Origin of the sequence: Delftia sp. GW456-R20, from assembly GCF_001622915.1 — a bacterium.
GTDB lineage: Bacteria > Pseudomonadota > Gammaproteobacteria > Burkholderiales > Burkholderiaceae_C > Comamonas > Comamonas acidovorans.
Genome location: NZ_LWCN01000005.1, coordinates 1,008,035 through 1,033,593, shown reverse-complemented (window position 1 = coordinate 1,033,593; position 25,559 = coordinate 1,008,035). Strand labels below are relative to the sequence as shown.

Annotated in this window: 17 protein-coding genes; 1 reads left to right on the top strand and 16 read right to left on the bottom strand. The window is 64.3% G+C overall.

Annotated features, from left to right (window positions below):
* Window positions 1–6 precede the first annotated feature (6 nt).
* From A4F85_RS28495 to A4F85_RS28485, 3 genes are all read right to left on the bottom strand, one after another.
* Window positions 7–867: a hypothetical protein gene (locus A4F85_RS28495; RefSeq protein WP_063328536.1), complete on the bottom strand. Its 861-nt coding sequence runs from the start codon at window positions 865–867 to the stop codon at window positions 7–9.
* A gap of 180 nt (window positions 868–1,047) precedes the next feature.
* Entirely contained in the window at window positions 1,048–2,376 is a 1,329-nt protein-coding gene (locus A4F85_RS28490; protein WP_016450054.1) for an MFS transporter, read from the bottom strand.
* A 48-nt stretch (window positions 2,377–2,424) separates the two neighbouring features.
* Window positions 2,425–4,077 (bottom strand): GMC family oxidoreductase, encoded by a 1,653-nt coding sequence (locus A4F85_RS28485; RefSeq protein ID WP_047218441.1) that lies wholly within the window; start codon window positions 4,075–4,077, stop codon window positions 2,425–2,427.
* A 165-nt stretch (window positions 4,078–4,242) separates the two neighbouring features.
* On the opposite strand from A4F85_RS28485, the gene A4F85_RS28480 reads away from it, so the two are divergent.
* Window positions 4,243–5,043, top strand: coding sequence for an IclR family transcriptional regulator (locus A4F85_RS28480; RefSeq protein WP_063328535.1), 801 nt, complete (start codon window positions 4,243–4,245; stop codon window positions 5,041–5,043).
* Between the two features lie 37 nt (window positions 5,044–5,080).
* Here A4F85_RS28480 and A4F85_RS28475 read toward each other — a convergent pair whose 3' ends face one another.
* From A4F85_RS28475 to A4F85_RS28415, 13 genes are all read right to left on the bottom strand, one after another.
* Window positions 5,081–6,367 (bottom strand): TRAP transporter large permease, encoded by a 1,287-nt coding sequence (locus tag A4F85_RS28475; protein WP_013800418.1) that lies wholly within the window; start codon window positions 6,365–6,367, stop codon window positions 5,081–5,083.
* Window positions 6,368–6,386: 19 nt separating this feature from the next.
* Window positions 6,387–6,902, bottom strand: coding sequence for a TRAP transporter small permease (locus A4F85_RS28470; RefSeq protein WP_043820239.1), 516 nt, complete (start codon window positions 6,900–6,902; stop codon window positions 6,387–6,389).
* Between the two features lie 147 nt (window positions 6,903–7,049).
* Window positions 7,050–8,042 carry a TRAP transporter substrate-binding protein gene (locus A4F85_RS28465; protein ID WP_063328534.1) on the bottom strand — a complete coding sequence of 331 codons (993 nt, stop codon included), beginning with the start codon at window positions 8,040–8,042 and terminating at the stop codon, window positions 7,050–7,052.
* A gap of 232 nt (window positions 8,043–8,274) precedes the next feature.
* Window positions 8,275–8,607, bottom strand: a complete 333-nt coding sequence (locus tag A4F85_RS28460) for a helix-turn-helix domain-containing protein (RefSeq protein WP_013800421.1) — start codon at window positions 8,605–8,607, stop codon at window positions 8,275–8,277.
* On the bottom strand, window positions 8,604–8,948 hold the full coding sequence (locus A4F85_RS28455; RefSeq protein WP_013800422.1) for a type II toxin-antitoxin system RelE/ParE family toxin: 345 nt from the start codon (window positions 8,946–8,948) through the stop codon (window positions 8,604–8,606). Before A4F85_RS28455 ends, A4F85_RS28460 begins: the two co-directional genes overlap by 4 nt.
* A 152-nt stretch (window positions 8,949–9,100) precedes the next feature.
* Window positions 9,101–10,603, bottom strand: a complete 1,503-nt coding sequence (gene putP / locus A4F85_RS28450) for a sodium/proline symporter PutP (protein WP_012207739.1) — start codon at window positions 10,601–10,603, stop codon at window positions 9,101–9,103.
* A 79-nt stretch (window positions 10,604–10,682) separates the two neighbouring features.
* Window positions 10,683–14,720 carry a trifunctional transcriptional regulator/proline dehydrogenase/L-glutamate gamma-semialdehyde dehydrogenase gene (gene putA, locus A4F85_RS28445; RefSeq protein ID WP_063328533.1) on the bottom strand — a complete coding sequence of 1,346 codons (4,038 nt, stop codon included), beginning with the start codon at window positions 14,718–14,720 and terminating at the stop codon, window positions 10,683–10,685.
* Between the two features lie 193 nt (window positions 14,721–14,913).
* Window positions 14,914–15,921, bottom strand: a complete 1,008-nt coding sequence (locus A4F85_RS29965; RefSeq protein ID WP_082848318.1) for a fimbrial protein — start codon at window positions 15,919–15,921, stop codon at window positions 14,914–14,916.
* 157 nt (window positions 15,922–16,078) lie between these two features.
* Window positions 16,079–16,867: a hypothetical protein gene (locus tag A4F85_RS28435; RefSeq protein WP_156517069.1), complete on the bottom strand. Its 789-nt coding sequence runs from the start codon at window positions 16,865–16,867 to the stop codon at window positions 16,079–16,081.
* A gap of 115 nt (window positions 16,868–16,982) precedes the next feature.
* Window positions 16,983–19,733 (bottom strand): fimbria/pilus outer membrane usher protein, encoded by a 2,751-nt coding sequence (locus tag A4F85_RS28430; protein ID WP_442856630.1) that lies wholly within the window; start codon window positions 19,731–19,733, stop codon window positions 16,983–16,985.
* Window positions 19,734–19,993: 260 nt separating this feature from the next.
* A complete protein-coding gene (locus A4F85_RS28425) occupies window positions 19,994–20,770 on the bottom strand; it encodes a fimbrial biogenesis chaperone (protein ID WP_063328529.1) in 777 nt (258 codons plus the stop codon).
* Between the two features lie 104 nt (window positions 20,771–20,874).
* Window positions 20,875–21,429, bottom strand: a complete 555-nt coding sequence (locus A4F85_RS28420; RefSeq protein ID WP_193761015.1) for a fimbrial protein — start codon at window positions 21,427–21,429, stop codon at window positions 20,875–20,877.
* 802 nt (window positions 21,430–22,231) lie between these two features.
* Window positions 22,232–25,324: a fimbria/pilus outer membrane usher protein gene (locus A4F85_RS28415; RefSeq protein ID WP_063328628.1), complete on the bottom strand. Its 3,093-nt coding sequence runs from the start codon at window positions 25,322–25,324 to the stop codon at window positions 22,232–22,234.
* Window positions 25,325–25,559 lie beyond the last annotated feature (235 nt).

Genomic DNA, 25,559 nt, shown 5'->3' with positions numbered 1-25,559 from the left:
GGGGCGTCACTCCTGCTCGGCTGGCAGAGGTGCGGCGTTGAAGGACAGGTTTTCGATGATGTCGTGCAGCACGGTGGGCACTGGGTCCACGGGTGCATCGGCCGCGTAGACGATGCCTGTGCCCACGCCCTTCGGGTCAAGCAGGCGCTTGACAACCATCACCTGTTCGGGGCGGGTTCCATTGGTGCGGGAACTGCCTTCACCCTCGTTCACGCTGTAGACGAAGTAGTAGGAACGCAGCAACTGGCCAGAGCTGGTGATCTTCACGCACAGCACGCCGCCCGCCAGATTGCCCCGGATCTGGTGTTCGCAGCCAAACAGCCGGTCTGCCGTTTCCATCAGGCCATTTCCGTTCGCCGTGGCGGGTGTCTGCAGCTGCATATTCACGACTTCGGAGAAAACGCCTTCGCTGCCGAACGAAGTCAGCGCCCAGATTCCGCGCAGGCTGGATGCCACGGCGGGGTAACCGAAGTTGAAACGCGAAATCGCCACTTCCTGCTCGCCGGGCAGCGTGATGAACCCCGAAACGCCGCTGGTGAAGCGCATGCTGACCTGGCCCATATTCCGGTCTTCTGTGCCCGACAGAGGGCCGCTGCCCAGATAGCGGCCACCCGTATAGCGCATCAGCGGCGCCGAAAAACGGTTGTTGGTCAAGGCGCCCGACGTCATGTAGAAGCTAGGCTGCCCGCTGGGCTCGTAGGCATACATCTGCATGACCAGGGTGCCGTTCTGCGCATCAAGGGCGAGTCCGCGACCCGGCTTGCCGTTGAGTTCGGAAGTCACGACCCAGGTGCCATTGCTGGGCATGAATGCGTGCGCCAGGCCGCAGCCCAGCAAGATGGCTGCTGCCAATGCTTTCTTGAACATGGTCCCTCTCTGTCTGATTAAGAAAATGCATGGGCATTCTAGCCATCGTCTTTACAAAGAGAAACAGTGCGATGGTTTTGAGTGGTTTTTGCTGGAGTCCGTGAAATGGGTTCGTACGCCGGCAATGTGTTTTCCGGCGTGCGTATTCACCTTTCTTGAAAGCGCCCGAGTTCCATCCATTCACAGGCCTGCCCTGGCATTGCCCACGGGCCGAAAGGCGCGGGCACCCTGTCCATCCCGCCCGATCGCCCAGGCACACCAGGCCGATACCGCTCCCGCAAACACCACATACAGGCACACCAGCCACGGGCTGCCACCGGCCGTCTTGACCAGCGCCGTCGCAATGATGGGCGTGATGCCGGACGCGAAAATGCCCGAGAACTGGTAGACGAAGGAAATGCCGGTGTAGCGCACCTTGGCGTCGAACAGGTCGCAGAAGAGGGCCGCCTCGGGACCGTAGACCGCCGCGTAGAGAATGCCGAAGGGCACGACGATGGCGATCCATATCAGCAGCACATTGCCTCCGCTGTGGGCCATGAGCCAGAAGGCCGGGAAGGCCGAGACTGCGGTGATCAGTGATCCCCACAGATACACGCGGCTGCGGCCCAGGCGGTCGGACAGGCGGCCGAACAGCGGAATCGTGAAGCACATCACCACGGCGGCGACCATCACGCCGATCAATGCATCGGTGCGGCTGATCTGCAGGGTGGAGGTCAGGTAGCTGATCGAGAACACGCCGAAGACGTTGAAGAAAACGCCGTCGATATAGCGTGCGCCCATGCCCTTGAGCACATTGCCCGGATAGCGCCGCATCATGTCCATGAAGGGAATCGCGGTCTCGGCATTGCGTGCCTTGACGGCTGCGAATTCGGGCGTCTCCTTCACATGCAGGCGGATGTACATGCCCACGGCCACCATCAGGCCCGAGATCAGGAACGCGACGCGCCAGCCCCAGGCCATGAATTGCTCTTCCGTACACAGCCAGGACAGCAGGGCCACCACGCCCGAGGCCATGAACAGGCCGATGGCCAGGCCCACCTGGGGCAGGGAGGCGTAGAAGCCCCGCTTTTCCTTGGGCGCGTATTCGTAGGCCATGAGCACGGCACCGCCCCATTCGCCGCCCAGGCCTATGCCCTGGGCCACGCGCAACAGCAGCAGCAGGATGGGGGCGGCCACGCCGATCTGCGCATGCGTGGGCAGCAGGCCGATAAGGAAGGTGGACACGCCCATGATCATCAGCGTGACCACGAGGATGCTCTTGCGCCCCACGCGGTCGCCGAAGTGCCCGAAGATCACCCCGCCCAGCGGCCGCGTGACGAAGCCCACGGCAAAGGTGGTGTAGGCCAGCAGCGTGGAGATCAGCGGATCGTCGCTGGGAAAGTACAGCTTGCTGAACACGATGCCGGCGACCACGCCGTACAGGAAGAAGTCATACCACTCGATGGTTGCGCCGATGAGCGCGGAGGTCACCACCTTGCGGATGACCCTGGGATCGGTTGCCGTCGTCATGCTGTCTCCTGGTTGTCTGTCGCATTGCCGGGATGCAGGAACGGGCAGTCATGCGACCTTGAGCTGCCCTGTCTCTCCGTGCCTGTCTTCGCGAACCATGTCGGCGGCCTTCTCGGCCATCATCACCACGGGCGCGTTGGTGTTGCCCGAGACCAGGGTGGGCATGACCGAGCAATCGACCACGCGCAGGCCGGCCATGCCGTGCACGCGCAGGCGCGCATCGACCACGGCCAGGGCGTCGCTGCCCATGCGGCAGGTGCCGCTGGGGTGGAAGATGGTGGCGCCGTGGTTGCGGCAGAACTCCAGCAGCTCCGCATCGCTGTGTGCATCGGGGCCGGGCTTGACCTCCCGCTTCACGAAGGGGCGCATGGCCGGCGTGTCGGCAATGGCGCGTGCCGCGCGCACGGCCGCCACGTTGGTGCGGCGGTCCAGATCGGTGGCCAGGTAGTTGGGCTGGATGGAAGGCGGCTCGAAGGCATCGCGCGAGCGGATGCGCAACTGCCCGCGTGACTCGGGCCGCAGCTGGCAGACCGACATGGTGAAGCCCGAGTACGGATGGACCTGGCCGCCTGCCATGTCGGCCGACAGCGTGGAGACGTGGAACTGGATGTCGGGCGTGGCCGCCACGGGCCGGCCCTGCTCGTCCCTGAGCGCACGCATGAAGCAGCCGCCCTGATTGATGCCCACGGCCAGCGCGCCCGAGCGGAACAGCAGCCACTCCAGCCCCAGCCTTGTCCTGCCCACCCAGGAATTGAGCTGGTCATTGGTGGTGATGGGCTGGCTGCATTCGTAGCCCAGGCGGATCTGAAGATGGTCCTGCAGGTTCTCGCCCACGCCCGGCAGATCGTGCACCACGGGAATCCCCAGGGATTGCGACAGCGCGGCCGGGCCTATGCCCGACAGTTGCAGCAGCTGCGGCGACTGGATGGCGCCTGCCGACAGAATCACCTCGGCCCGCGCCTGGGCCTGGCGCTCCTGCCCGCCTTGCCGGTAGCGGATGCCGGTGGCGCGCCGGCCGCGCAGCACCAACTGCGTGGCCATGGCATCGGTCTCTATGCGCAGATTGGGGCGGCGCCGGGCCTCGCCCAGATAGGCCTTGGCCGTGCTGCAGCGCAGGCCCTTGTGGGTGGTGAGCTGGTAGTAGCCTGCGCCCTCCTGGTCGCGGCCGTTGAAGTCCTCGGTGCGGGGCACGCCGACCTGGCCTGCACCGGCAATGAAGGCCTCGATCAGCGGATGCTGTGCGCCGATGTCCGAGACCTTGAGCGGCCCGTCCGCGCCATGGCCCGGGAAGGCGCCGCGCGCATTGCCTTCGGACTTCACAAAGTAGGGCAGCACCTCCTCATACGACCAGCCCGCATTGCCCAGCGCCGCCCAGTGGTCGTAGTCCTCGCGCTGGCCGCGCACGTAGATCAGGCCGTTGATCGAACTGCTGCCGCCCAGCGTGCGGCCGCGCGGCCAGTAGATGCGCCTGCCGTTCATGTTGGGGTCCGGGTCGGTCTCGAACTTCCAGTTGTAGACGGGGCTCCACATGGTCTTGCCGTAGCCGATGGGCAGGTGGATCCAGGGCGAGCGGTCCGGCGGGCCGGCCTCCAGCAGCAGCACCCGCGTGGCCGGGTCCTCGGACAGGCGCGCGGCCAGCACGCAGCCGGCAGAGCCTGCTCCCACGATCACGTAGTCATAGCTGTCGATGGGGTCCGGCATGCGGTGGCTCCTTTTGAGTTTCTTTTGAAGGAACTGTTTGTTCCTTTAAGTGAAACTTATTCGTTGCCGCCGTGGACTGCAACCCCGCGCAAACCCTTGTCGTCCCCTGGCGATCAGGCATGATCGAAAGCGTTTCCGGCCTTCCACACGACACGACACCGCCCCATGCCGCCATCCCTTGCCAGCGCTGCCCCGGACCCCACCCCTGCACGGCAGGACGAAGCGAACTCGGTCTCCGATCGCTCCCTGGCCGTGCTCGATTTCGTGACCCAGGCCGAGTCCCCGCCAGGCCTCATGGACATCGCAGCCGCGCTCAACCTGCCCAAGGCCACGGCCTCGCGCCTGTGCTCCCACCTGGAGGCGCGGCAATGGCTGTTGCGCCATGAGGGTGACCGCAGCTTCTCCCCGGGCCCCAAGCTGCTGAGCCTGGCCGTGCGCGCCCTGCAAGCCGACCCGCGCCAGGCCCTGCGCCATGAGCTGCTGTCCCAGCTGGTGGCCCGTCTGGGCGAGACCTGCAACCTCACCGTGCTGGACGGCACGCGCGTGCGCTACCTGGACCGTGTCGAGACCCACTGGCCGCTGCGCATCCAGCTGGAGGCCGGATCGATGGTGCCCATCCACGCCACGGCCAGCGGCAAGCTGTTCCTGGCCCACATGCCCGTGGCCAAGCGCGCCGCCATCCTGGACAGCGTGGAACTCACCGCTTGCACGGCCAACACGCTGACCACGCCCGAGGCGCTGGCACAGGAGTGCGCGCGCATCGTGCGCGAAGGCCACTCCTGCGATCGCGAGGAATTCATGCGCGGCATGATCGCCGTGGCCGTGCCCGTACGCGATGCCAAGGGCCAGTGCCGCGCCACGCTGGCCGTGCATGCGCCCGAGGCGCGCATGCCGCTGGCGCAGGCGCTGGAGGGCCTGCCGCACCTGAAGGAAACGGCCCAGCGCATGGCCGGCCTGCTGTTCTGAATCCGAAAAAAAGGGCCTCTTCAAGAGGCCCTTGTCGTCACTGGAAGCCCAGCGTATGCGGCAACCAGGTGGACAGCGCAGGGATGAAGGTCAGCAGGCACAGCACCACGAAGTGGGCCAGCAGGAACAGCGGCATCTCGCGCGTGAGATCGGTGATGGACACGCGCGTGGCCACCGAGGTCACGAACAGCAGTCCGCCCACGGGCGGCGTGATCATGCCCAGCGTCAGGTTCACGATCACCACCATGGCGAAGTGCGTGGGATCGATGCCCAGGCTGAACGCAATGGGCGCCAGGATGGGCACCAGGATCATCACGCCGGGCAGCGGCTCCATGAAGATGCCGAACACCAGCAGCAGGATGTTCACCGCCACCAGGAACAGGGTGGGCGACAGCTCCCAGCTCACGATCAGCTCGGACAGGTACTGCGGAATGCCCTCCACCGTCAGCACCCAGGCAAAGGCGGCCGAAGTCGCCATCACCAGCAGCACCGAGGCCGTCAGCATGGCCGAGCGCGCCGCAATGCCCGGCAGCGCCGACCATTGCAGCGTGCGGTACACCCACTTGCCGCAGACCAGGGCGTAGAACACGGCCACCACCGACGCCTCGGTGGGCGTGAAGATGCCGAAGCGGATGCCCACCACGATGAGCACGATCAGCATCAGCGCGGGAATCGCCTTGAAGCTGTTGATCCACATCGTGCGGCCGTCAGGGCGCGGCTCGGTGGAGCGGTAGTCGCGCTTCCTGCACACCCACCAGTTCACGGCGGCCATGGCCAGCGCGATCAGGATGCCGGGAATGAAGCCGGCCATGAACAGCCCGCCCACCGACACGTTCTCATCCTGCAGCGCGTAGATGATCATGCTCACCGACGGCGGAATGATGGGGCCCACGATGGCCGTGCTGGCCGTCAGCGCCGCCGCGTAGGAGCGTGCATAGCCGGCCTTGTCCATCATCTTGACCATCATCGAGCCGGGACCGGCCGCATCGGCCAGGGCCGAGCCCGAAATGCCCGAGAACAGCGTCAGCGACAGCACATTGGCATAGCCCAGGCCGCCGCGCAGATGGCCCACGAACTGCGCGGCAAAGCGCAGCAGCACATGCGTGAGCGCGCCGCCCGACATCAGCTCGGCCGCCAGGATGAAGAAGGGCACGGCCATCAGCGGAAAGCTGTCTATGCCCGTGAACATCTCCTTGAACACGATGAGCTGCGGATAGCGGCCCCCCACGAAGACGGCCAGTGCGGCGGAGATCGCCAGCGCGAAGGCCACCGGAAAGCCCAGCGTGAGCAGGACGATGATGGCGATGAAAAGCGTGATACCCATGATGTGTCTGCCTGGTGGATCAGATCGACGCGGCTGCGTCGGCATCCATCTCGTCGGATTCGGCGAAGGAGCCATCAGCCACGTAGCCGCGCGCAATGAACAGCAGATGCACCAGCATCAGCACGAAGCCCACGGGCATGGCCGCGTAGACGAAGGAAATCGGAATGTCCGTGGCCGCCGTGGTCTGGAAGCGCGTGGCCCAGACGTACTGCGACGAGGCCACCGCCATCACCGCGCAGAACAGGCCCACGCCCAGCACCACGAGGCGGCGAAGCCACTGCGCCTTGCGCGTGCCCACCGAGCGGTGCAGGTTGTCGATGGCCACATGGCCGCCGAAGCGCAGCACCAGCCCCGCGCCCAGGAAGGTGACCCAGATCATCATGTGCCGGGCCACTTCCTCGGCCCAGACAATGGAGTCGCCCGTGGTGTAGCGCAGCACCACATTGGCAAACACGATGCAGGCCATGGCCAGCAACAGCACGATCAGCAGCCAGCGGTTGCAGGCCACAAGGGCGCGTTCGATTCGGTTGAGCATAGGAGTGGGCGAGGGCAGGAGGGGAGTGGCGCAAGGGCCGGGCTGCCGTCGGAGGTCAGATCATCGGCGTGGGCGCCGTGCGGGGCCATGGGGCTTGCCCGCAACGGCGGCCCGGTGCCACGGGCAGGCCGCCCGTGGCAGGAAGGATTACTTGGCGTTGGCGTTGGCGATGGTGTCCAGCGTCTTCTGGCCGAACTTCTTCGCGTATTCCTTGTAGGCCGGCTCCAGCGCGGTGCGGAAGGCGGCCTGGTCCACCTTCTCCACCACCTGCATGCCGTGGCTCTTGGCCTCTTCCACGCCCTTCTTCTCCACCGTGTCCACGAACACGCGCGAAGCGATGGCTCCCGACTTGGCGCCCTGCGTGAAGGCCGCCTTCTGGCTGTCGTTCAGCGTGCCCCAGAACGAGGGCGACACCAGCAGGGCCATGGGCGCGTACACATGGGCCGTCAGCGTCAGGTGCTTTTGCACCTGCCACAGCTTGGCCGAGGCCAGCACCGAGATCGGGTTCTCCTGGCCGTCGATCGTGCCCTGCTGCAGTGCACCGATCACCTCGGGCCAGGACATGGGCGTGGGCGATGCGCCCAGCGTGCGGAAGGCCGTGATGTGCACGGGGTTCTCGGTCACGCGGATCTTCAGGCCCTTGAGATCGGCCACGCCGTTGACGGCGTGCTTGTTGTTGGACAGGTGGCGAAAGCCCTGCTCGCCCCAGGCAAGCGCGACCAGGCCGCGCTTGCTGAACTTGGCCAGCAGCTCCTGGCCGAAGGCGCCGTCCAGCACCGCGCGCGCATGCTGCGTGTCGCGGAACAGGAAGGGAATGTCCACCACGCCCACATCGGGCACGAAGTTGCTGATGGCACCCGTGGAGACGATGGCCGCCTCCACCGTGCCCAGCTGCAGGCCCTCGATCAGCTCGCGTTCGCCGCCCAGGGCGGACGCGGGGAACTGCTTGAACTTGTAGGCTCCGTTCGTGCCCTTTTCCACCGCATCGGCCCAGGCCTGGGCGGCCGCGCCGTAGTGCGAATTCACGGCCAGGGCGTAGCCCACCTTGACCTCCTTGGTCTGGGCCAGTACGGCGCCAGCCGAAGCAGCCGCCATGGCGGCCACGCAGGTCGAAAGAAGGGTGCGGCGGATCATTTGCATAGCGGCAGTCTCACTTGTTGTGTGTTGAAAAATGGCCCCCACGCTCCCCTTGCAGGGCAAGGTCCGCGGTCCCCTGCAGGGGGCCGCTTTTCATCCTGGGGCGGCCCGGCGATGAAAAAAAGAGCCCATGGATTGTAGTGACCACTCCCCTTGTGGCGACCACGTACAAAGCGCTCGTCATGTGCGTTGAGGTGCATCTGATTTGGCGATGTCGTGGGCAGCGATCGGCATATCAACCAATGGACAGACGCACCGGCTTTCCCACGCGGCTCAACATTTCAACCAGGGCGTCAATGGTGAACTTTGCAGTCTTTCTGTTCACCACATCCGAGATGCGCGGGCGGGACACCATCAGGATCTCTGCCGCGTCTGACTGCTTCAGGTGGTGCTGTGCAATCCATTGCGCCAGCTCCGCCATCAGTTGCTCCTTGAGAAGATGGGTGTCGTTGATCTGCTGGCGCGATGCGGCTTGCAGCTTCAATGCCTCGTCTTCAGGAAAGCCCAGCTCCAGAAAGAGGTTTGCCTTCGCCTTGGTCACATGGCGGATTTCTGTATCGATCTTCATTTGTTGGCCTTTCTCATGTGGACCACGGCACGGTAGCGCGCCGATGCGATGTCCTTGTCGTGCCGGCTTGTCACCTGTGATTTCTTCTGGAAGCAGTGCAAGACATAGACCGCTTCCTCGAACTTGGCCACATACATCACCCGGAACGCTCCGCTGGCGTCCCTCACGCGGATCTCCCGTGTCCCGGCGCCCACGTCGTCGAAGGGTTTCCAGTCCTCCGGTTCCTGGCCTGCCTGAACCTTGCTCAACTGAAAGCCCGCATCTCGCCTGGGGCCTGCGGGAAAGTCCCGCAGATCGTCGTATGAGGATCCGACCCAGCGGATGTCTTTGTCCTGCTCCATGGAAGATCCTTGTATAAAATTTTATACAGGCATGCCGAAGGCGTAAAGCGGCTGTATGGCCTATTGATTGCGTGCATCAAAGCAAAAACGCCCGAGGCGCAGGCATCGGGCGTTTTGCGTCATGGCAGGGGTGCCGTCTTCGTACGCACGGCTCAGCGTGCCCCGATCCGCTCGAACTCGCTCTCCACCGCCGCATGCGCTTTCAGGATGCTTTGCGAAGGCGCAGGGCCCATGCGGCTGACGACCACCGTGGCCAGCCAGGCCAGGATGAAGCCGGGGATGATCTCGTACAGGCCCAGCCAGCCGAACTGCTTCCACACCAGCACGGTCACGGCGCCGGTGATGATGCCGGCCAGCGCGCCGCCGCGCGTCATGCGGCTCCAGAACAGCGACAGGATGATCACCGGGCCGAAGGCGGCGCCGAAGCCGGCCCAGGCGTAGCTGACCATGCCCAGCACCTTGGAGTCGGGGTTGCTGGCGATGGCGATGGCGATCAAGGCCACCAGCAGCACCATGGCACGGCCGATCCAGACCAGTTCGATCTGGCTGGCGTTCTTTCGCAGGAAGGTGCGGTAGATGTCTTCGGTCAGCGCGCTGGAGCACACCAGCAGCTGGCACGACAGCGTGCTCATCACGGCCGCCAGGATGGCCGCCAGCAGCGCGCCCGAGATCCAGGGGTTGAACAGCTGCTTGGTGATCTCCATGAACACCGTCTCGGCATTGGCGTTCACGGCGGCGGCGCCACCGGGGTTGGCCGCGAAGTAGGGGATGCCGATGAAGCCCACGGCCACGGCGCCGGCCAGGCACAGGATCATCCAGGTCATGCTGATGCGGCGCGCCGAGGGAATGGTCTGCACCGACGATGCCGCCATGAAGCGCACCAGGATGTGCGGCTGGCCGAAGTAGCCCAGGCCCCAGGCCAGCAGCGAGACTACGCCCACGAAGCTGGCGCCACGGAACAGGTCGAACTTCTCTGCCGCCACGATGGCGTGCAGGTCCTGGCCCGGCTGCAGATGGCCCTGCACGGCCAGCCAGGCGATCACGGGCGCCAGGATCAGCGCCGTGATCATCATCGAGGCCTGGATGGTGTCCGTCCAGCTCACGGCCAGGAAGCCGCCGATGAACACATAGGCGATGGTGCACAGCGCGCCCACCCACAGGGCCGTGCTGTAGGGCATGCCGAACATGTTCTCGAACAGGCGCGCTCCCGCCACCACGCCCGAGGCGCAGTACAGCGTGAAGAACACCAGGATCACCACGGCCGTCACGATGCGCAGCACGTTGGAGTGGTCCTCGAAGCGGTTGGCAAGGTAGTCGGGCAGCGTCAGCGCATTGCCGGCGCGCTCGGTGTACAGGCGCAGCCGCGCCGCCACCAGGCGCCAGTTCAGGTAGGCACCCAGGATCAGGCCGATGGCGATCCAGGCTTCCGACAGGCCCGACAGGTAGATGGCGCCGGGCAGTCCCATCAGCAGCCAGCCGCTCATGTCCGAGGCGCCGGCCGACAGCGCCGTCACGAAGCTGCCCAGGCTGCGGCCGCCCAGGATGTAGTCGGAAAGATTCTTGGTGCTGAAGTAGCCGATGGCGCCGATGCCGAGCATGGCGACCAGGTAGATGGCGAACATGATCGCCGTCGGGTCGTTCCAGTTGAATTGCATTGAAGTGTCCTGCGTTGGTCGTGTTTTTTCGGGTGGTGCGGGGCGCTTGCCAGGGGCCGGTTGTGCCGGCCCCGGCGGTTCAAGCCATGGTCATGAGCTGTGCATTGCCGCCTGCGGCGGCGGTATTGGTGCTGATGGATTGCTCGTGGAACAGCGCAGCCAGGTCATAGCCGCGGCCCGCATGCAGCTCGTCGCTGTTGCGGCTTTCCACGCGCACCAGGGCACCGTCGCGCGCGGCGACCTGGGCGCAGACCTGCAGCAGGGCGTCGCCGTCGCCCTCGAACAGCAAGGCCGCCATGGGCGCTGCCGAATCGGCCAGGGAGTCTGCGCTGGCGCTGTGCAGCCATGGCACACCGGCATCGCCCGCAGCGGCGCGCAGCGCCTGCCAGGTGGCGGCGCAGCCGCTGTCGGCGCCTGTTCCATTGTCGGGCAGCACGGCATGGCAGGCGTTGCCGCTGGCCAGGGCTGCTGCCACCTGGGCCACCAGGCCCAGCGGCGTCCGCGGCAGTGCCCAGACGGGGCCGCGCGGCAGCAGGCGGTAGCGGTTGGATTCGCCCGTGGGGCCGGGCAGCAGCATGGCGGCGTCAAGGCGCGAGGCGGCCAGGGCCTCGTCGCAGGCGGCCAGGGCCTGCACCTGCTCATCGGCAGACATGTCCTGGGGCGGGGCCTTGGACAGCGTCTCGCGCAGCAGGCCCAGCAATTGCAGCGGTGCCTGGGCGGACGACTCGGCCCGCGCAAAGACGGACAGCGCCGCGCTGGCCGGCCCCTGCGCCAGTCGGTGCAGGTACAGCGGGCCGCCGGCCTTGGGGCCGGTGCCCGACAGGCCCATGCCGCCAAAGGGCTGCACGCCCACCATGGCGCCGATCACATTGCGGTTCACATAGATGTTGCCCGCATGCACGCGCTGGGTGAGGTGGGCAATGGTCTCGTCGATGCGGCTGTGCACGCCGAAGGTCAGGCCGTAGCCGGTGGCGTTGATGCCATCGACCAGCGCGTCCAGCTGCTCGCGCTTGAAGCGGATCACGTGCAGCACGGGGCCGAAGACCTCGCGCTGCAGGCGCGTGGTGCTGTCGATCTCGATGAGGGCCGGGGCCACGTAGTGGCCATTGAGCACGCCGTCCTTGCGTTCCACGCGGGTGACCTTCTGGCCCGCTGCGGCCATCTGCTCTATGTGCTGCTCGATCTGGCGCCGCGCCGCATCGTCGATCACGGGGCCCACATCGGTGCTCAGGCGGTCGGGGTTGCCCAGGTTCCACTCCTGCAGCGCATCGCGCAGCATGGTCAGCGTGCGGTCGGCCACCTCGTCCTGCAGGCACAGCAGGCGCAGGGCAGAGCAGCGCTGGCCGGCCGAATCGAAGGCCGAGGCCAGCACATCGGCCACCACCTGCTCGGCCAGGGCCGAGGAGTCCACCACCATGGCGTTCTGGCCGCCGGTCTCGGCAATCAGCGGAATGGTGCGGCCCGCAGGCGACAGGCGGCGGGACAGCTGGCGTGCAATCAGGCGCGCCACCTCGGTGGAACCCGTGAACATCACGCCCGCCACCTGGGCATGGGCCACCAGGGCTGCGCCCACGGTCTCGCCCGTGCCCGGCACCAGCTGCAGCGCGTCGCGCGGCACGCCAGCCTCGTGCAGCAGGGCCACCATGGCGGCGGCCGTCAGCGGTGTCTGCTCGGCAGGCTTGGCCAGCACCGTGTTGCCGGCAGCCAGGGCCGCAGCCACCTGTCCGCAGAAGATGGCCAGCGGGAAATTCCAGGGACTGATGGCCAGCACCACGCCCAGAGGGCGCTGCGCGGCGTTGTCGAAATGCGCGGCCGCCTGGGCGCCGTAGTAGCGCAGGAAGTCCACGGCCTCGCGGACCTCGGCCACGGCGTTGGAAAGGGTCTTGCCTGCCTCCCGCATGATCAGGCCCATCAGCGGCTGGCTGCGTTGCTCCAGCAGGTCGGCGGCGCGGGCCAGCGCGTCGGCACGGGCGGCGGGCGGTGTGCCGGCCCAGATGGGCGCGGCCTGCGCGGCGCGCGCGGCGGCGGCTTCGGCCTCGGCCGCCGTGGCCTCGCGCACCCAGCCCACGATGTCGGACAGCTCGGCCGGGTTGCGCATGGGCTGCCAGCCTTCGGTACGCGCCGGGTCGGCCGGCAGGTCGGCATCCGCGGGGGCGGCCAGATAGGTCTGGCGCGTGCTGTGCAGCAGCGCGGCGGCCAGCGAGGCCAGTTGCTGCTCGTGCGCCAGGTTCAGGCCCTGGGAATTGGCGCGGGCCTGCCCTGGCTTGTCTCCCTGCTGCGCGAACAGATCGGCCGGCAGCGCAATGCGCGGGTGGGGGGCGCCCAGCCGGCCTTCGTTGCGCGCGATCTTCATCACCTCGTCCACCGGGTCGGCCACCAGGTCGGAGACCGGCACGGAGGCATCGCCGATGCGGTTCACGAACGAGGTATTGGCACCGTTCTCCAGCAGGCGGCGCACCAGATAGGCCAGCAGCGTCTCATGGCTGCCCACGGGCGCATAGATGCGGCAGGGGCGGGCCAGCTTGCCTTCGGAGGCCGGGCCCGTCACCTGTGCGTACAGCGGCTCGCCCATGCCGTGCAGGCACTGGAACTCGTACTGGCCGCTGTAGTAGCTGCCGCCCACGGCCTGGGCCAGGTGGTAGATGCTGGCCAGGGTCTGCGCGTTGTGTGTGGCGAACTGGGGGTAGATGGCATCGGGCGCATCCAGCAGCTTGCGCGCGCAGGCCAGGTAGCTCACATCGGTATAGACCTTGCGCGTATAGACCGGGTAGCCGGCCTGGCCGCCTTCCTGGGCGCGCTTGATCTCGCTGTCCCAGTAGGCGCCCTTGACCAAGCGCACCATCAGGCGGCGGCGGCTGCGGCGGGCCAGGTCCACCAGGTAGTCCAGCACCTGCGGGCAGCGCTTCTGGTAGGCCTGGACCACAAAGCCTATGCCGTTCCAGCCCTTGAGCGAGGGCGCGGCACACAAGGCCTCCAGCAGGTCCAGCGACAGCTCCAGCCGGTCGGCCTCTTCGGCGTCGATGTTCATGCCGATGTCGTACTGCTTGGCCAGCTCGGCCAGCTGCAGCACGCGCGGCAGCAGTTCGGCCATCACACGCTCGTACTGCGCGCGGCTGTAGCGCGGGTGCAGGGCCGACAGCTTGATGGAGATGCCCGGCCCCTCGAAGATGCCGCGTCCGTTGGAGGCCGCGCCAATCGCGTGGATGGCCTGCTCGTAGGCCTGCAGGTAGCGCTGTGCGTCGGAATCGGTGGCGGCCGCCTCGCCCAGCATGTCGTAGCTGTAGCGAAAGCCCTGTTTTTCATAGGCGCGGCTGTTGGCCAGCGCCTCGGCAATGTCCTGGCCCGTCACGAACTGCTCGCCCATCAGCTTCATGGCGCGGTGCACGCCCTGGCGGATCAGCGGCTCGCCGCCCTTGCCGATCACGCGCGTCAGCGCCGACGACAGGTTCTTCTCGCTGCTGGTGGACGTGAGCTTGCCCGTCAACACCAGGCCCCAGGCCGCCGCGTTCACGAACAGCGAGGGCGAGCGGCCCACATGGGCACGCCAGTCGCCCTTGCTGATCTTGTCGCGGATCAGCGCATCGCGCGTGGCACGGTCGGGAATGCGCAGCAGCGCCTCGGCCAGGCACATCAGCGCCACGCCTTCCTGGCTGGACAGCGAGAACTCCTGCACCAGCGCCGCCACGCCGCTGCCGGCCGGCGCATCGCGCAGGCCCTGCACCAGCCGGGTCGCCAGCTCGCGCACCTTGTCGGCCTGCTGGGCATCCTGGGCGCGTGCCAGCGGCAGCAGCACCGGCAGGCACTCGGGCTCGGGCCGGTGCCAGGCGGCCGTGATGGCAGCGCGCAACGGCGTCTGCGGCAGGATGGACTGGGCGAATTCCAGAAAGGGTTGCACCTCTTGCGGGCTGCTGGGTTGCTCTTCTTCCAGCGCCACATCGCCCTGGCTGTCGCCCGCGCTGGACAGCCGGATGGTGGTCGCGCCGCGCTCCAGGGCATCGACGTACTGGACAACCGCCTGCTTGATCAGCCAGTGCGGTGTGCGCCCTATCTGCTGGGCGGCGATGCGGATGCGCTCGCGCAGAGCGTCATCAACCTTGATGCCTACGGTGGTGGACATGGTGTGCCAGTGAGGAATGGAAAAGGTGGGAAATGCGAATGGAGATACACCATGAAGAAGACATGGTGCAACCTTGTTTGGTTGAAATGTCGCAGAGGTTGCGACGTTTTTGGACTGGGGTTAACCCTTTTGTCTCGTGGCACAAGCCGATACCGCCGTGTTACCGCCGTGTTGCGGCCGTGCTGCGACCGGCCTACTGGTAGTCGATGGTGAAGGTCGCCAAGGCATTGGCGCTGCCACCGCCGCTCACGGTATTCCTGATCTGCCGGTAGCGCGCCTCCAGGTCGATCTGGAAATTTGCCGTGCCCTGCGAAATCGTGCCCGCCTGCCAGCCGTTGGCTGCGCCAAAGCCCTGGATCGCGCCATTTCTCAGCACCTCCACGCCAACGCCGCTGACCTGCGAGCCGGTCAGCGCCAGCACCGAGGGGACTTGCGTGTCCGTCGTGCCCGACAGCGTCACGAAAGGCTTGATCTGGGTGTTCGGGTCGCCGCCGGAGCAGCTCAGCTGGATGGAGAAGGGCACCTTGTCCGTGGTCGCACCCAAACCCGTGAAGCGTGTGTCGGGATGCGTGCCCAGCGGTACGCTGATGCTGTCCGACACCAGCGTGCAGGTGGGATTGATGGGGACCAGGGTGACACCGGAGAAAACGTATTGCGCGGCGAGTGCTCCGGCAATTTTCATTTCCATGTATGGTCCTGCCAGTTGGATATCTCCAAAAATAGTACTGATGGGTCCTGTTTTTATGAATTCTATTGTAATGATGAAATTTTCTCCCTCGGGAATGGGATACGAATTTGTTAGTATGGGCAGTTCGTTGGGAATTGTTCCAATCCCCTTCATCGATATTCGCAATCCTATTCCGGAGACATTGGTGGGGTAGATTCTGACATCAGGTGCTCCGATTCCTGAAAATGAAGGTCTGCTAGCGCCGGAGCAAACCACTTGTGCAATTATTGATGAATGAGTCTTGTTGTCGACTACTGGTTTAATCGGAATTGTTGCAAACACTTTGCCGTTTGGTTCGGAGTTTATGTTGATGGGTAAATTCAGGACCTGATTCACGGGGTAAGATGCAATGTAATGGTTCTTTCCATCAGTGGTCGGGTTGGAGTCAGCCGGCATGCAGATTGCTGCATGGGATGCGGAAATGGTGGAAAAAATGATTCCCATGGAAAATGCGAAAAGCTTGTATATATTCATTCTGGTTCTCCATCTGGAATCAAGGCGGCAGTTCGAAAGAACAACGTGGCGTCTTGTGCCGTGTGCCGTGTGCCGTTAGCCCTGGAATGTGCAGGCGCATGGCATCTCTGAGGAGTGCAGCGCCTGCTCCAAGGTCCTCGCAAAGGCAGGCTTGGGATCAGTGGCGGTTGAGCGAAAGCTGGGCGACACTGGAACTTCCCATGACCGGCTTGATGCCTGGCAGTTCATCAGCAAGGCAGGATGGAGCTTTGGCGATCATTTCCGGCAGCCTGCCCTCAGCAGCGGGGAGACCGGAAGAATGGGCGACAGCGGCCGTGGCCGGGTTCTCTGCGCTGAGGCTCGCGGTGCAGAACGGACCGGTCGGAGCGGCGGCCTCACGGTCAAACTGGTATTGGGCAATGACCACGTCGTCGACCTTGTATTGAAGGAAAACCCCTTTGAGGGGCCCTGCCTGTTTGATCGGGCCAATCTTCACCAGATAGATATAGATGGGAGCATCGGACAGTTCCTGGATGGAAAAGTAGCTCTGTATTGCATTGCTTGGGTCGGTCGGAATAGGCATTTTTCTGAAATCTATGCGCAGTCCTATGCCGGGAATGGAGCTCTCATAAGCCCGGTGCTTCTGGTGAAAGGTGCCCACGCCATACCAGCCAGAGGTTTGGTATTTTGCACAGAACATTGCACCCCCTTTCATTCCAGTATCTTTCTTGTTGATGATATAAGGGAGAAAGGCGACGCGGCCTACTACACTGCCGATTGCACGAGATTCAATATCAAACGGCAGTGGGACCTCCAGCGTTCTACTGGGCAGGAGGACATAGTGATTTTTGCCATCGTTGATGGAATTGCCGACTCCATCGTTAGAGCAAAAAGCTTGCGCATGTGCCTGGCCTATGGAAAAGATGAAGAGTACTGAGGACAATGCGATGGCACGGGTAATGGTCATGAAAATGCTCCGTTGCTGAATGAAAAGGCGGTTCTTGGATTTCAATATCGCAGGGCAGGTGACCGGCGGACCGCGTGCCGGAAAGGAGGTGGGCACAGCCATGTACCGCGTCGGTTCAGACGCCGACCGAGGCCTGGGCTTGTGTTGGCGAGTCCCGCAATTCACCCACCAGGCTGCGATCGATCCGCAGGCCAGGGCTGTTGTCTGCCTGGCCGTCCGGCGCCAAGGGCGGTTGCGCCTGGCCCGTGTACTGCTTCGCATCGGCCGTGGTGCGCAAGACACTGATGCGCAGGCTCAGCCGCAAATCGCCAAGATGCTTCTCGGCCTGGAAGGGCAGGCTGGACTGGCGGATGGCGATGGGGCGCGAGGTCTCGGCTCTGTGTGTCAGCGCGGCCTGATGGGACGGCGCTGCGGCAAGATGGGACGGCACGCAGTGCAGGTCCATGCTGGCTGGCACACGGGAGCCGGTGGAGCGCTCCCGCGCCGGCAGCGAATAGGCCATGCTGCAATGGGCCGTGCCATCGCCGGCCTTCCACTGGGCGTGCAGCTGCCCCTGGTCCGACAGGCCGCGCAGCATGAGCTTGCCGGCTTGGCCGACCATGCCCAGGTCCTTGCCGCTCTCGGCCGAGACGACGGCGCCGAAAGGCACGGGCGACGTGTCCGCCTGCGTCAGGCGCAGCACGGCTGAGCGGCTGTAGCTCGTCTTGAACACCACCATGGCGGCGGCACCGGCCACCGGTGCGACGCGCCGGTTGGCCTCCTGCAGTTCCACATCCATGGACATGCCCTTGGGGTCCAGCGACACCTCGTTCATGGCATAGGGTGTCATGTAGGGCACCACGGCATAGCCCCGTGCATCGATGCGTACGCCGGGCGTATTGGTGAGGCGCGCGCCCTCGGCATGCGGGGCCTGCACGATGGCGAAGGTCTCGCCCAGGGGCTGCGACAGCGTGACCCCTCCGGGGTGGGCGACCAAGGCGCCGCGCGCGCCCAGTGACAGTTGCTGGCCGGCCCGGCCCGCGCTCACGCTGCCGCTGAACAGCGTGTACGGGCGGCGGTAGAGGGCATTGGCGCCTGCATTGAGGCGCGATCCCTGGTTGCCGCTGCTGCCGTATTCGGCATTCAGGCCATAGGAGAGATCGCTGCCGGCCTGCCCGTAGGTGCTGGCCTGCAACTGGTTGCCGCCGCGCGAGTCATGTGTGAAACGGCTCATGACTCTGGGCTTTCCCGCCCCCAGCGGAATCGTCACCCCTGCGTACAGCTGCGTGCTGGGGCGGCCCCAGGCATCGCGCTGGCGCGAGGCCGACAGGTTGTAGGGAACGCCCAGCCACGAGCTGCTGTAGTTGAGCGTGTAGTCCACGCGGCGGCCCGCGCGGTTCCAGTAGTTGTCCATGGAGGCGGAAAGGCTCAGGTTGCCGCCTTGCTCGCCCAGGCGCTGGCTCAGTGTCATTGCGGCGCGCGTGCGCGGGCGCGACAGCAGGGGCGGTGCGCCGCTGGCAGCGGGCCGGGTCAGGTCGCGCGCCCGCATGGCCTCGTTGATGCCGAAGAACCCGTTGGTGGAATAGCGGTAGGCAGCCAGGGTGATGCCCGTGCCGGACTCCGGGAAGGTCTTGGCGTAGGTGACTCTCAGGCTTTGTCCTGAGTAGCTGCGGTCATGGGGGATGCGGGTGTTGGCGTGTGTGAGGTCCAGGCCAAAGGCACCCCATGGTGTATTGAACACGGCGCCCACCGTGGGCGAGAAATAGCCCCTGGCGACCGTGGCGCCGCCATAGGCCGTGAGCATGTTCGAGAAGCCGTACTGCCAGCCTGCCTGCGAGAAGAACGGAGCGCTCTCACGCAGGCCGCGCACCGCGCCCGCCGTGAGGCTGTAGCGGTGCTGGCCCTCGCGCAGCGAACGAGGAACGGCCGCATAGGGCACCGAGAAGGAACGCACGGAGCCGTCGGCCTCCTCGATGTCCACCTGCAGGTCGCCGCCATAGCCGGTGGGGTACAGGTCATTGATCACGAAGGCGCCCGGTGCCACCGTGGTCTCTTGCAGCTTGATGCCGTTCTGGCGGATGACCACCCGGGCGTTGGAATTGGCCACGCCGCGCACCACGGGCGCGAAGCCGCGCTGCGACTCGGGCAGCATGCGGTCGTCCGTGCGCAGCCGCAGGCCGCGGAAGGAGACCGAGTCCATGATCTCCCCGTCGGTGTAGGTGTCGCCCAGGATCAGTTGCGATGACCAGTCGGCGATGTCGCGCTGCGCATAGGCCGAGATGCTCTGATAACGGCTCGGTCCCTGATCGCTCCAACTGAACGAGCCACTGTGCCGGAAATGCCAGCGCGCATAGTTGAAGCCGCTGTTCAGGCCCAGGTAGCCCTGGGTGCTGCTGCCCGCTGGCCCGCCGCGCGCATGGTAGGTGTTGAAGTCATAGCCGAGCGTGCCGGTCGTCACGCCCGCGTTCCACTGCTCCGGACTCACGTAGCCGCTTGCCACGCGCCGCATCAGGATCTGGGGAACGCTCACATCCAGTCGTTGCAAACCTACGTTGAAGCTTGCGGAAGCGCCGGGGACGACCTTTTCAATGCGCAGGCACGCTGGGTCTTCATCCACAACATCCTCGTTCGCCGGCAGGCTCGCCATGTCAATGTCCATTTGCTCCAGCAGGGACATGTTGAAGCAGGGCTGGGCACTGGCACCCCGACTGCGTTGAGTGAACCGCACCTCGGTGCGGGCCATCCAGTTGCCGTTGACCAGAAGGTCCGGGTTGTAGAGACCCGGTTCCACAGAATTACCCTCTGCAAAACGCAAGACATCGATCCCGTCGCCTCCTCGCAGAAAGCTGCTGTTGAATTCGATGTGCTGTGCGCGTGCGGGCGGCATCCTGCCGGCGGTGTGCTCTGTTTGCGAGGCGCGCATATCCATTTGCCAACAGGCCAGTACTGCCAGCAGCAAGGCATGTAGTGGTTTGGCCTTGAACGGGAAACAGCCTGGCTTCCGTACCCTGTCGGCTTTTTTCTTCATAGCAATCCCTCTCGATGGACATGCCTTTTTTGCACCTGCTGCGCCGTGCTGCCTACCTCGGCCAGTCACGCGTGACCGGCATGGAGGCTTTCGGTGCTGCGTTAGGGCTTCGGCTACCGTCAGCGCCCAAGTTCGACCCTGTGGCCCTCGGCCCCGCCCCAATCGTTGAGGCTGGTGTAGACCACGACTGCCCCAGCGGGAAGCTCCTTGGGCGGTTGCTCGTTCTCGGCGGGCTTCTGAAGTGCGAACGTCGCTGTTTCTCCTGGCAGCACATGCCCTACAGTCACCTTGAAACTCTGGTCGGCTGCCTCTATGGCGATATGACCCAGATTGGCGACATACGCGGTCGGATTGCGGGCATGAAGTACGGCCTGTCCGTCTTGGGTGGTGCTTGCGGACCACTGCAACTGTTCAGGCGCATCCCTGGGCTCGCCCGGCAGGCCCTTGGGGCGATATATCAGCTTGATGCGCGTGCGAAAGGCCAGTGCGAGGCTGCCCTGGGAGCCTTTCGCGTTCTCGGTCTTGGGCGGCACGTCCAGCACGTTGATCCAGAACAATGACTCTCTGTCCTGGAGTAGGGTCCGGCCGGAATGGATGATGCGCAGCATCTGCTGGTCCGAGGCTTCCAGGCGGGTGAGCGACGGCGCGATCACAAAGGGCACATCTATGCCCTCGGGCGCCATATCTCCATCGCCCGTGTCCAGCCATGACTGCACCAGCGATGGCAATTTCCCTTCATTGGAAATCTTGAGGGTGGCTTCCGTCTCGTCGCCTGAAAATATGACCCGTGTTCCATAGAGGACTATGCTGGCATTGGCCGGGAGGCCGCAAATAAGCAATGCGGCCATGGCGAAACAATGTGACAGCAGACTGGATCGGCGATTTTTCACCGGCATAGGAGATCCTGAATTTCTGTATATGAGAGAAATGCCACAGGCATTGGGGGTGAATGCGCCAGCCACCAGAAGGTGGCCGGCGCTTCTCTGAGGCGGTGGACTGCCTATTGATAGTTCATGGTGAAAGTCGCTTCAGCATTCGCCTCTCCTGAGGCAAGGGGCACGGCAGCCACGTAGTACCTGGCGATGTAGTTGAGCGTATTGGTTCCTGATTGCAGGTTGACAGGCGCGGACGGGCCGCTCAGATCCCAGATGGCCGTTGTCGAGTTGTTCTCCAGTAACTGGATGTCGGCCGTGGCATTGCTCGTATTGATGCGGCCGTTCCTGATGGGGCCATCAAAACGGACCGTGGCAGTGGTGGGCTGATTGTTCGCTCCTGGGGTTGAGCAGCCATCCAGCCTGATGGTGATCGTTCTCTGATGGGCGGGAAGAGCAACGTTGCCGACGGCGCCACCGCCAGACGTGAAGCCGTTGGCGTTGGGAGGCACGACGCCGAAATCGATCTTCTGGTCCCTGCTGCCCAGATTGACGATGCAGGTGACAGGAGAAATATTCCCTGTGAATCTGACGATTCCACTCTGAGTGGATTGCGCATGGACAGAACTCAGTGCAAGCAAGGACAAGCCCGCAACCGAAAATTTCAATGCAGAAAATTTCATATTTATGCCTGATGAAATTGAGTTTGATGAATATGGTGGATTGAAGTAATGATCTTGTTTGAAACTTTTTCTTTGACGCACCTCCATTTTTGATTTGATATTGGATATTTTTGAATGATTCCAGATATCGATGGCTATAGAGTTGCTGCTGCTGAAAGTTGCAGGTAATATTTTTTATGCGTCAATTGGGTGTGGCTGAAGAGGCTTTTTGGGAATATGAATTGACGGTGGATTGTTCTCGTTGATGACAAAATTTCGAAGAATCAGATTCTGATTTTTGGCAATTTGTCTGATCGGCCTATTGTCAACACATGCTCGCTGAAATGAAATTGGATAATTCTGAATTTCGCGATTTTCTCTCTAGGAATTCCCTGATCTTTTGAGCGGATTTTTCGGGATTCCCTAGGAATAGTCCTATCTTGTCTTCAATTGCTTACCAATTGGTGATCCGAACTGTGCGTGCGCGGGTCCAGAAATGGCGGGGCAAAGCCTTGTGGGAAGGCTGTCGCCTATGGGTTGGGGGGATCTGCGATGCAGCTGATGCCTGCAGACAAGCGGACGATGGTCTTTGCCAGAAGAGCAAGGTCTCGGCTGTGCCGCCCTGCGGCACAAGGCCCGCAGTCAATCTTGCGGGCCTTGATGAACAGCGTTTGGGCAGTGGCGGCAAATAGCTGCATGCCGATGGCTACCCGTACCAACGTATCTGCAGTCGGCGCGGGAGTCGGAAATGGAAGCCTGCTGGTGCAGGCAATCAACGTGGCCCTGCATTGGCAGGGGCCCATTTGGGCTGCTTTTCCGGTGCTTATGTCTGATCGGCCGATGCCAGGACCCTGATCTTCAAGCTGGGCTGCAGGATGGCCAGCGGACGGTCAGCCCGCAGGGTTTGCTGCGGCGGCTTGTGCTTGCCGGTGCCTGCGTCGTGCCCTGCCGCCACGGGAGTTCTGCCCGTGTTGCTGGTGACTGGCACCGTGGTGGGCAAGGCGCTGATCTTGACGCTCATGCGCAGGCCGTCCAGGTTGCGCTCCAGCTTCAGTGCCTGCTGGCTGTCGCTCGGCTGTGTGGCACGAGCGGGCAGCACTGCCGCCGCAGTGACTGCCGGGGCGCTGGCGACTGCCGTGGCCGGTGCCGTTGCTGCCGTACGTTCCTGGGTCATGCCGGCCAGAGCCACGGCCGACGCAGCGTTGGAGGCCGGGGCGCCTGCCACGGCTGTCTTGGCATTGGTGGTTGCGGTTGAGGTTGCAGCGGTCTTGCCCGGCTTGGCCGATGCCACGTCGGTGGCCGCAGGCACCAGGTTGCTGCTGGCCACGCAGGGCAGTTCCAGGCTCTGCGGCGGCTGGTAGGTGGTGCTGCGCTTTCTTTCAGGCAGGGTATAGGAGAGGTTGCAGCCCACCATGCCGGTGTCGGTCTTCCATTGCACCTGCAGTTCGCCCTGGTCTGACAGCCCACGCGCCAGAAGCTTGCCGGCCTGGCCGATCATGCCCAACTCCTTGCCGTCCATGTCCAGCACGCTGGCGCCAAAGGGCACAGGCATGTTGCCGGCCTGCCGCGCGCGGATCACGGCCGAGCGGCCATAGGCTGTCTTGAACACCAGCAGTGGCACGGCGCCGGCCAGCGGCGCGACGTGCTGGCTGGTTTCCTTGAGTTCCACGTCCGTCGACAGGCCCTTGGGATCGATGGAGACCTCGTTCATCGAGAACGGCGTCAGATACGGGACGACGGCATAGCCCCGGCTGTCCACCTTCACTCCGGGCGCGTTGTTGATGCGCGCGCCTTCCGCGTTCTTGGCCTCCACGATGGCAAAGGTGTCAGACACCGATTGCGACAGCGTCACGCCGCCCGGGTGGGCCACGATGGCGCCACGCGCGCCTACCGAGAACTGCTGGTAGCCGCTGCTGGCGCTGACGCTGCCGCTGAGTTCGGTCTGCGATGCGCGGTAGGTGGCGTTGGCGCTGGCACTGGTGCTGCTGCCATTCATGCCACCGGTGTTGTGGTTGGCGCTGAGGCCGTAGGAGATGGCGTTGTCGTCGCCCAGCAGCCCGGACAGGTTGGCCTGGGCCTGCACGCGGCCGCGCGAGTCGCGGTTGGTATTGGTGGAGAGCATCATGCCGCGCTCCATGCTGAGCGGAATCGACAGGCCCACGTGCAGGAACGTGTTGGACTGTCCCCAGGCATCGCGCTGGCGCGCCGCGGAGAGGTTGTAGGAGATGTTGCGGAACGAGTTGCTGTAGCCAATGGCGTAGTCGACGTTGGAGCCCTGGCGGTTCCAGTACTTGGCAGTGGACGCCGTGAGGCTGAGGCTGCCTCCCCCGGGGCCAAACTGCTGGCCCATGACCAGAGAGGCGCGGTTGCGAGGCCGGTACAGGTCCGTGGAGGGCCGTAGCAGATTGGCCTGATCCCGTGCGCGCATGGCGTCGTTGAGGCCGAAGAATCCGTTGGTGGAGTAGCGATAGGCGGCAATGGCCACGTGGGTGCCGGTCTGTGCAAAGGACTTGGCGTAGCTGGCACGCAAGCTCTGTCCGGAAAAGGAGCCGTCATTGGGAATGCTGGTGGAGGCGTGCGTGATATCTGCACCAAAGGCACCCCAGGGCGTGGTGAGCGCCGCGCCAATCATGGGCGAGATATGGCCCTTGGCCACGGACACACCGCCGTAGCCGGTCAGCATGTTGGTGAAGCCGTGCTGCCAGGTCGCCTGCGAGAACAGCGGCGAGGTATTGGGCAGGTGGCGCACCACGCCCGCCGTGAGGCTGTAGCGGTCCTGCCCCTCGCGCAGCGACAGCGGCACGGCCGCGTAGGGCACGGCAAAGCTGCGCACGGCACCATTGGCCTCGGTGATGCTGACTTGCAGGTCGCCACCGTAGCCCGTGGGGTAGAGGTCGTTGATGACGAAGGCGCCGGGCGCCACCGTGGTTTCGTAGAGCTTGATGCCGTTCTGCGTGATGGTGACTCGGGCATTGGTGTTGGCCACGCCGCGCACCACGGGCGCGTAGCCGCGCTGGGAGTCGGGCAGCATGCGGTCATCACTGTTCAAGCGTATGCCGCGAAACGAGGTGGAGTCCATCAGGTCGCCACCCGTGTAGGTGTCGCCCAGTATGAGCTGGGAAGACCAGTCGGCAATGTCGCGCTGTGCGTAGGTGGAGATGTTCTGGTAGTTGCCCCGTCCAGTGTCCGCCCAGCTGAATGAGCCGTTGTGCCGGAAATGCCAGCGGTCGATGTTGACGCCGCCGTTCAGGCCCAGGTAGCTCTGCGTGGTGTTTTCTGCGTTGCTGGAGCGCCCGTGGTAGGTGTTGAACTGGTAGCCGAGCAGGCCGACAGGCACGCCGGCGCTCCATTGGTCGGGGCTGACATAGCCACGCACCGAGCGGCGCAGCGAGGCCTGGGGCACGCTCAGGTCCAGTCGCTGCTTGCCGAAGTCGAAACTGGTGAAGGCGCCCGCGATGATCTGGTCCAGACGGTTGCAGCCACCGTCGGCCACCAGCTTCAAGGCGGCCTCGGGCGGCAGGCGCGAGAGGTCGATGCCCACCTTCTCCAGCAGTGCTTTGTCCAGGCAGGGCAGCGCGTCCTGCGAACCGGCCAGTGCCTTGAACTGCACTTCGCTGCGGCCAACCCAGTTGCCGTTGATGTAGATGTCTGGGTTGTAGCTGCCTGCCGTGACCACGTTGGCGCGCGAGTAGCGCGAGACGTCAATGGTCTGCTTGCCGGTATTCAGAAAGCTGGGGTCGAAGTCGACGGCAGCCGGCGTGGGCTGCCACTGGCCGGTGGACGTGGAGGTCGTGACTTCCTTGACCTGCTGGCCCTGCTGGGCCTCGGACTGCCAGCACACCAGCACGGAGAGCAGCAGCGCATGGCCGGGCTTCAGTTGGAAATATCCGGCAGGGCCTTGGCCTGGCCCCGGGATTGTTCCTTTTCCTTGCCTTGTATGCCGGCTTTTGATTCCCTTTTCTGAATATGGAAAGACTGGCCTGATCATTTGCTTATCTCCTAATGCTGTGCGCCCGATGCAAAGCGAACGGCCAAGGCCGATGTGCCAGTCCCGGTAAAGAGACCGATGCAATTTCGCTGGGTATTAACGCTGGGTATCGGTGTGCTGGCCGGGCTGAAAATGCAGTGGCGTTAGATAATCAGACCGGAGA

Excerpts from the sequence above, each read along its gene's own strand:
- A4F85_RS28425 (WP_063328529.1), bottom strand. The coding sequence starts at position 20,770 with ATGCCGGTGAAAAATCGCCGATCCAGTCTGCTGTCACATTGTTTCGCC.
- A4F85_RS28430 (WP_442856630.1), bottom strand. The coding sequence starts at position 19,733 with ATGCCGCCCGCACGCGCACAGCACATCGAATTCAACAGCAGCTTTCTG.
- A4F85_RS28480 (WP_063328535.1), top strand. The coding sequence starts at position 4,243 with ATGCCGCCATCCCTTGCCAGCGCTGCCCCGGACCCCACCCCTGCACGG.
- A4F85_RS28475 (WP_013800418.1), bottom strand. The coding sequence starts at position 6,367 with ATGGGTATCACGCTTTTCATCGCCATCATCGTCCTGCTCACGCTGGGC.
- A4F85_RS28470 (WP_043820239.1), bottom strand. The coding sequence starts at position 6,902 with ATGCTCAACCGAATCGAACGCGCCCTTGTGGCCTGCAACCGCTGGCTG.
- A4F85_RS28490 (WP_016450054.1), bottom strand. The coding sequence starts at position 2,376 with ATGACGACGGCAACCGATCCCAGGGTCATCCGCAAGGTGGTGACCTCC.
- A4F85_RS28495 (WP_063328536.1), bottom strand. The coding sequence starts at position 867 with ATGTTCAAGAAAGCATTGGCAGCAGCCATCTTGCTGGGCTGCGGCCTG.
- A4F85_RS28455 (WP_013800422.1), bottom strand. The coding sequence starts at position 8,948 with ATGGAGCAGGACAAAGACATCCGCTGGGTCGGATCCTCATACGACGAT.
- A4F85_RS28435 (WP_156517069.1), bottom strand. The coding sequence starts at position 16,867 with ATGACCATTACCCGTGCCATCGCATTGTCCTCAGTACTCTTCATCTTT.
- putP (WP_012207739.1), bottom strand. The coding sequence starts at position 10,603 with ATGCAATTCAACTGGAACGACCCGACGGCGATCATGTTCGCCATCTAC.
- A4F85_RS28460 (WP_013800421.1), bottom strand. The coding sequence starts at position 8,607 with ATGAAGATCGATACAGAAATCCGCCATGTGACCAAGGCGAAGGCAAAC.
- A4F85_RS28420 (WP_193761015.1), bottom strand. The coding sequence starts at position 21,429 with ATGAAATTTTCTGCATTGAAATTTTCGGTTGCGGGCTTGTCCTTGCTT.
- A4F85_RS28485 (WP_047218441.1), bottom strand. The coding sequence starts at position 4,077 with ATGCCGGACCCCATCGACAGCTATGACTACGTGATCGTGGGAGCAGGC.
- putA (WP_063328533.1), bottom strand. The coding sequence starts at position 14,720 with ATGTCCACCACCGTAGGCATCAAGGTTGATGACGCTCTGCGCGAGCGC.
- A4F85_RS29965 (WP_082848318.1), bottom strand. The coding sequence starts at position 15,921 with ATGAATATATACAAGCTTTTCGCATTTTCCATGGGAATCATTTTTTCC.
- A4F85_RS28465 (WP_063328534.1), bottom strand. The coding sequence starts at position 8,042 with ATGCAAATGATCCGCCGCACCCTTCTTTCGACCTGCGTGGCCGCCATG.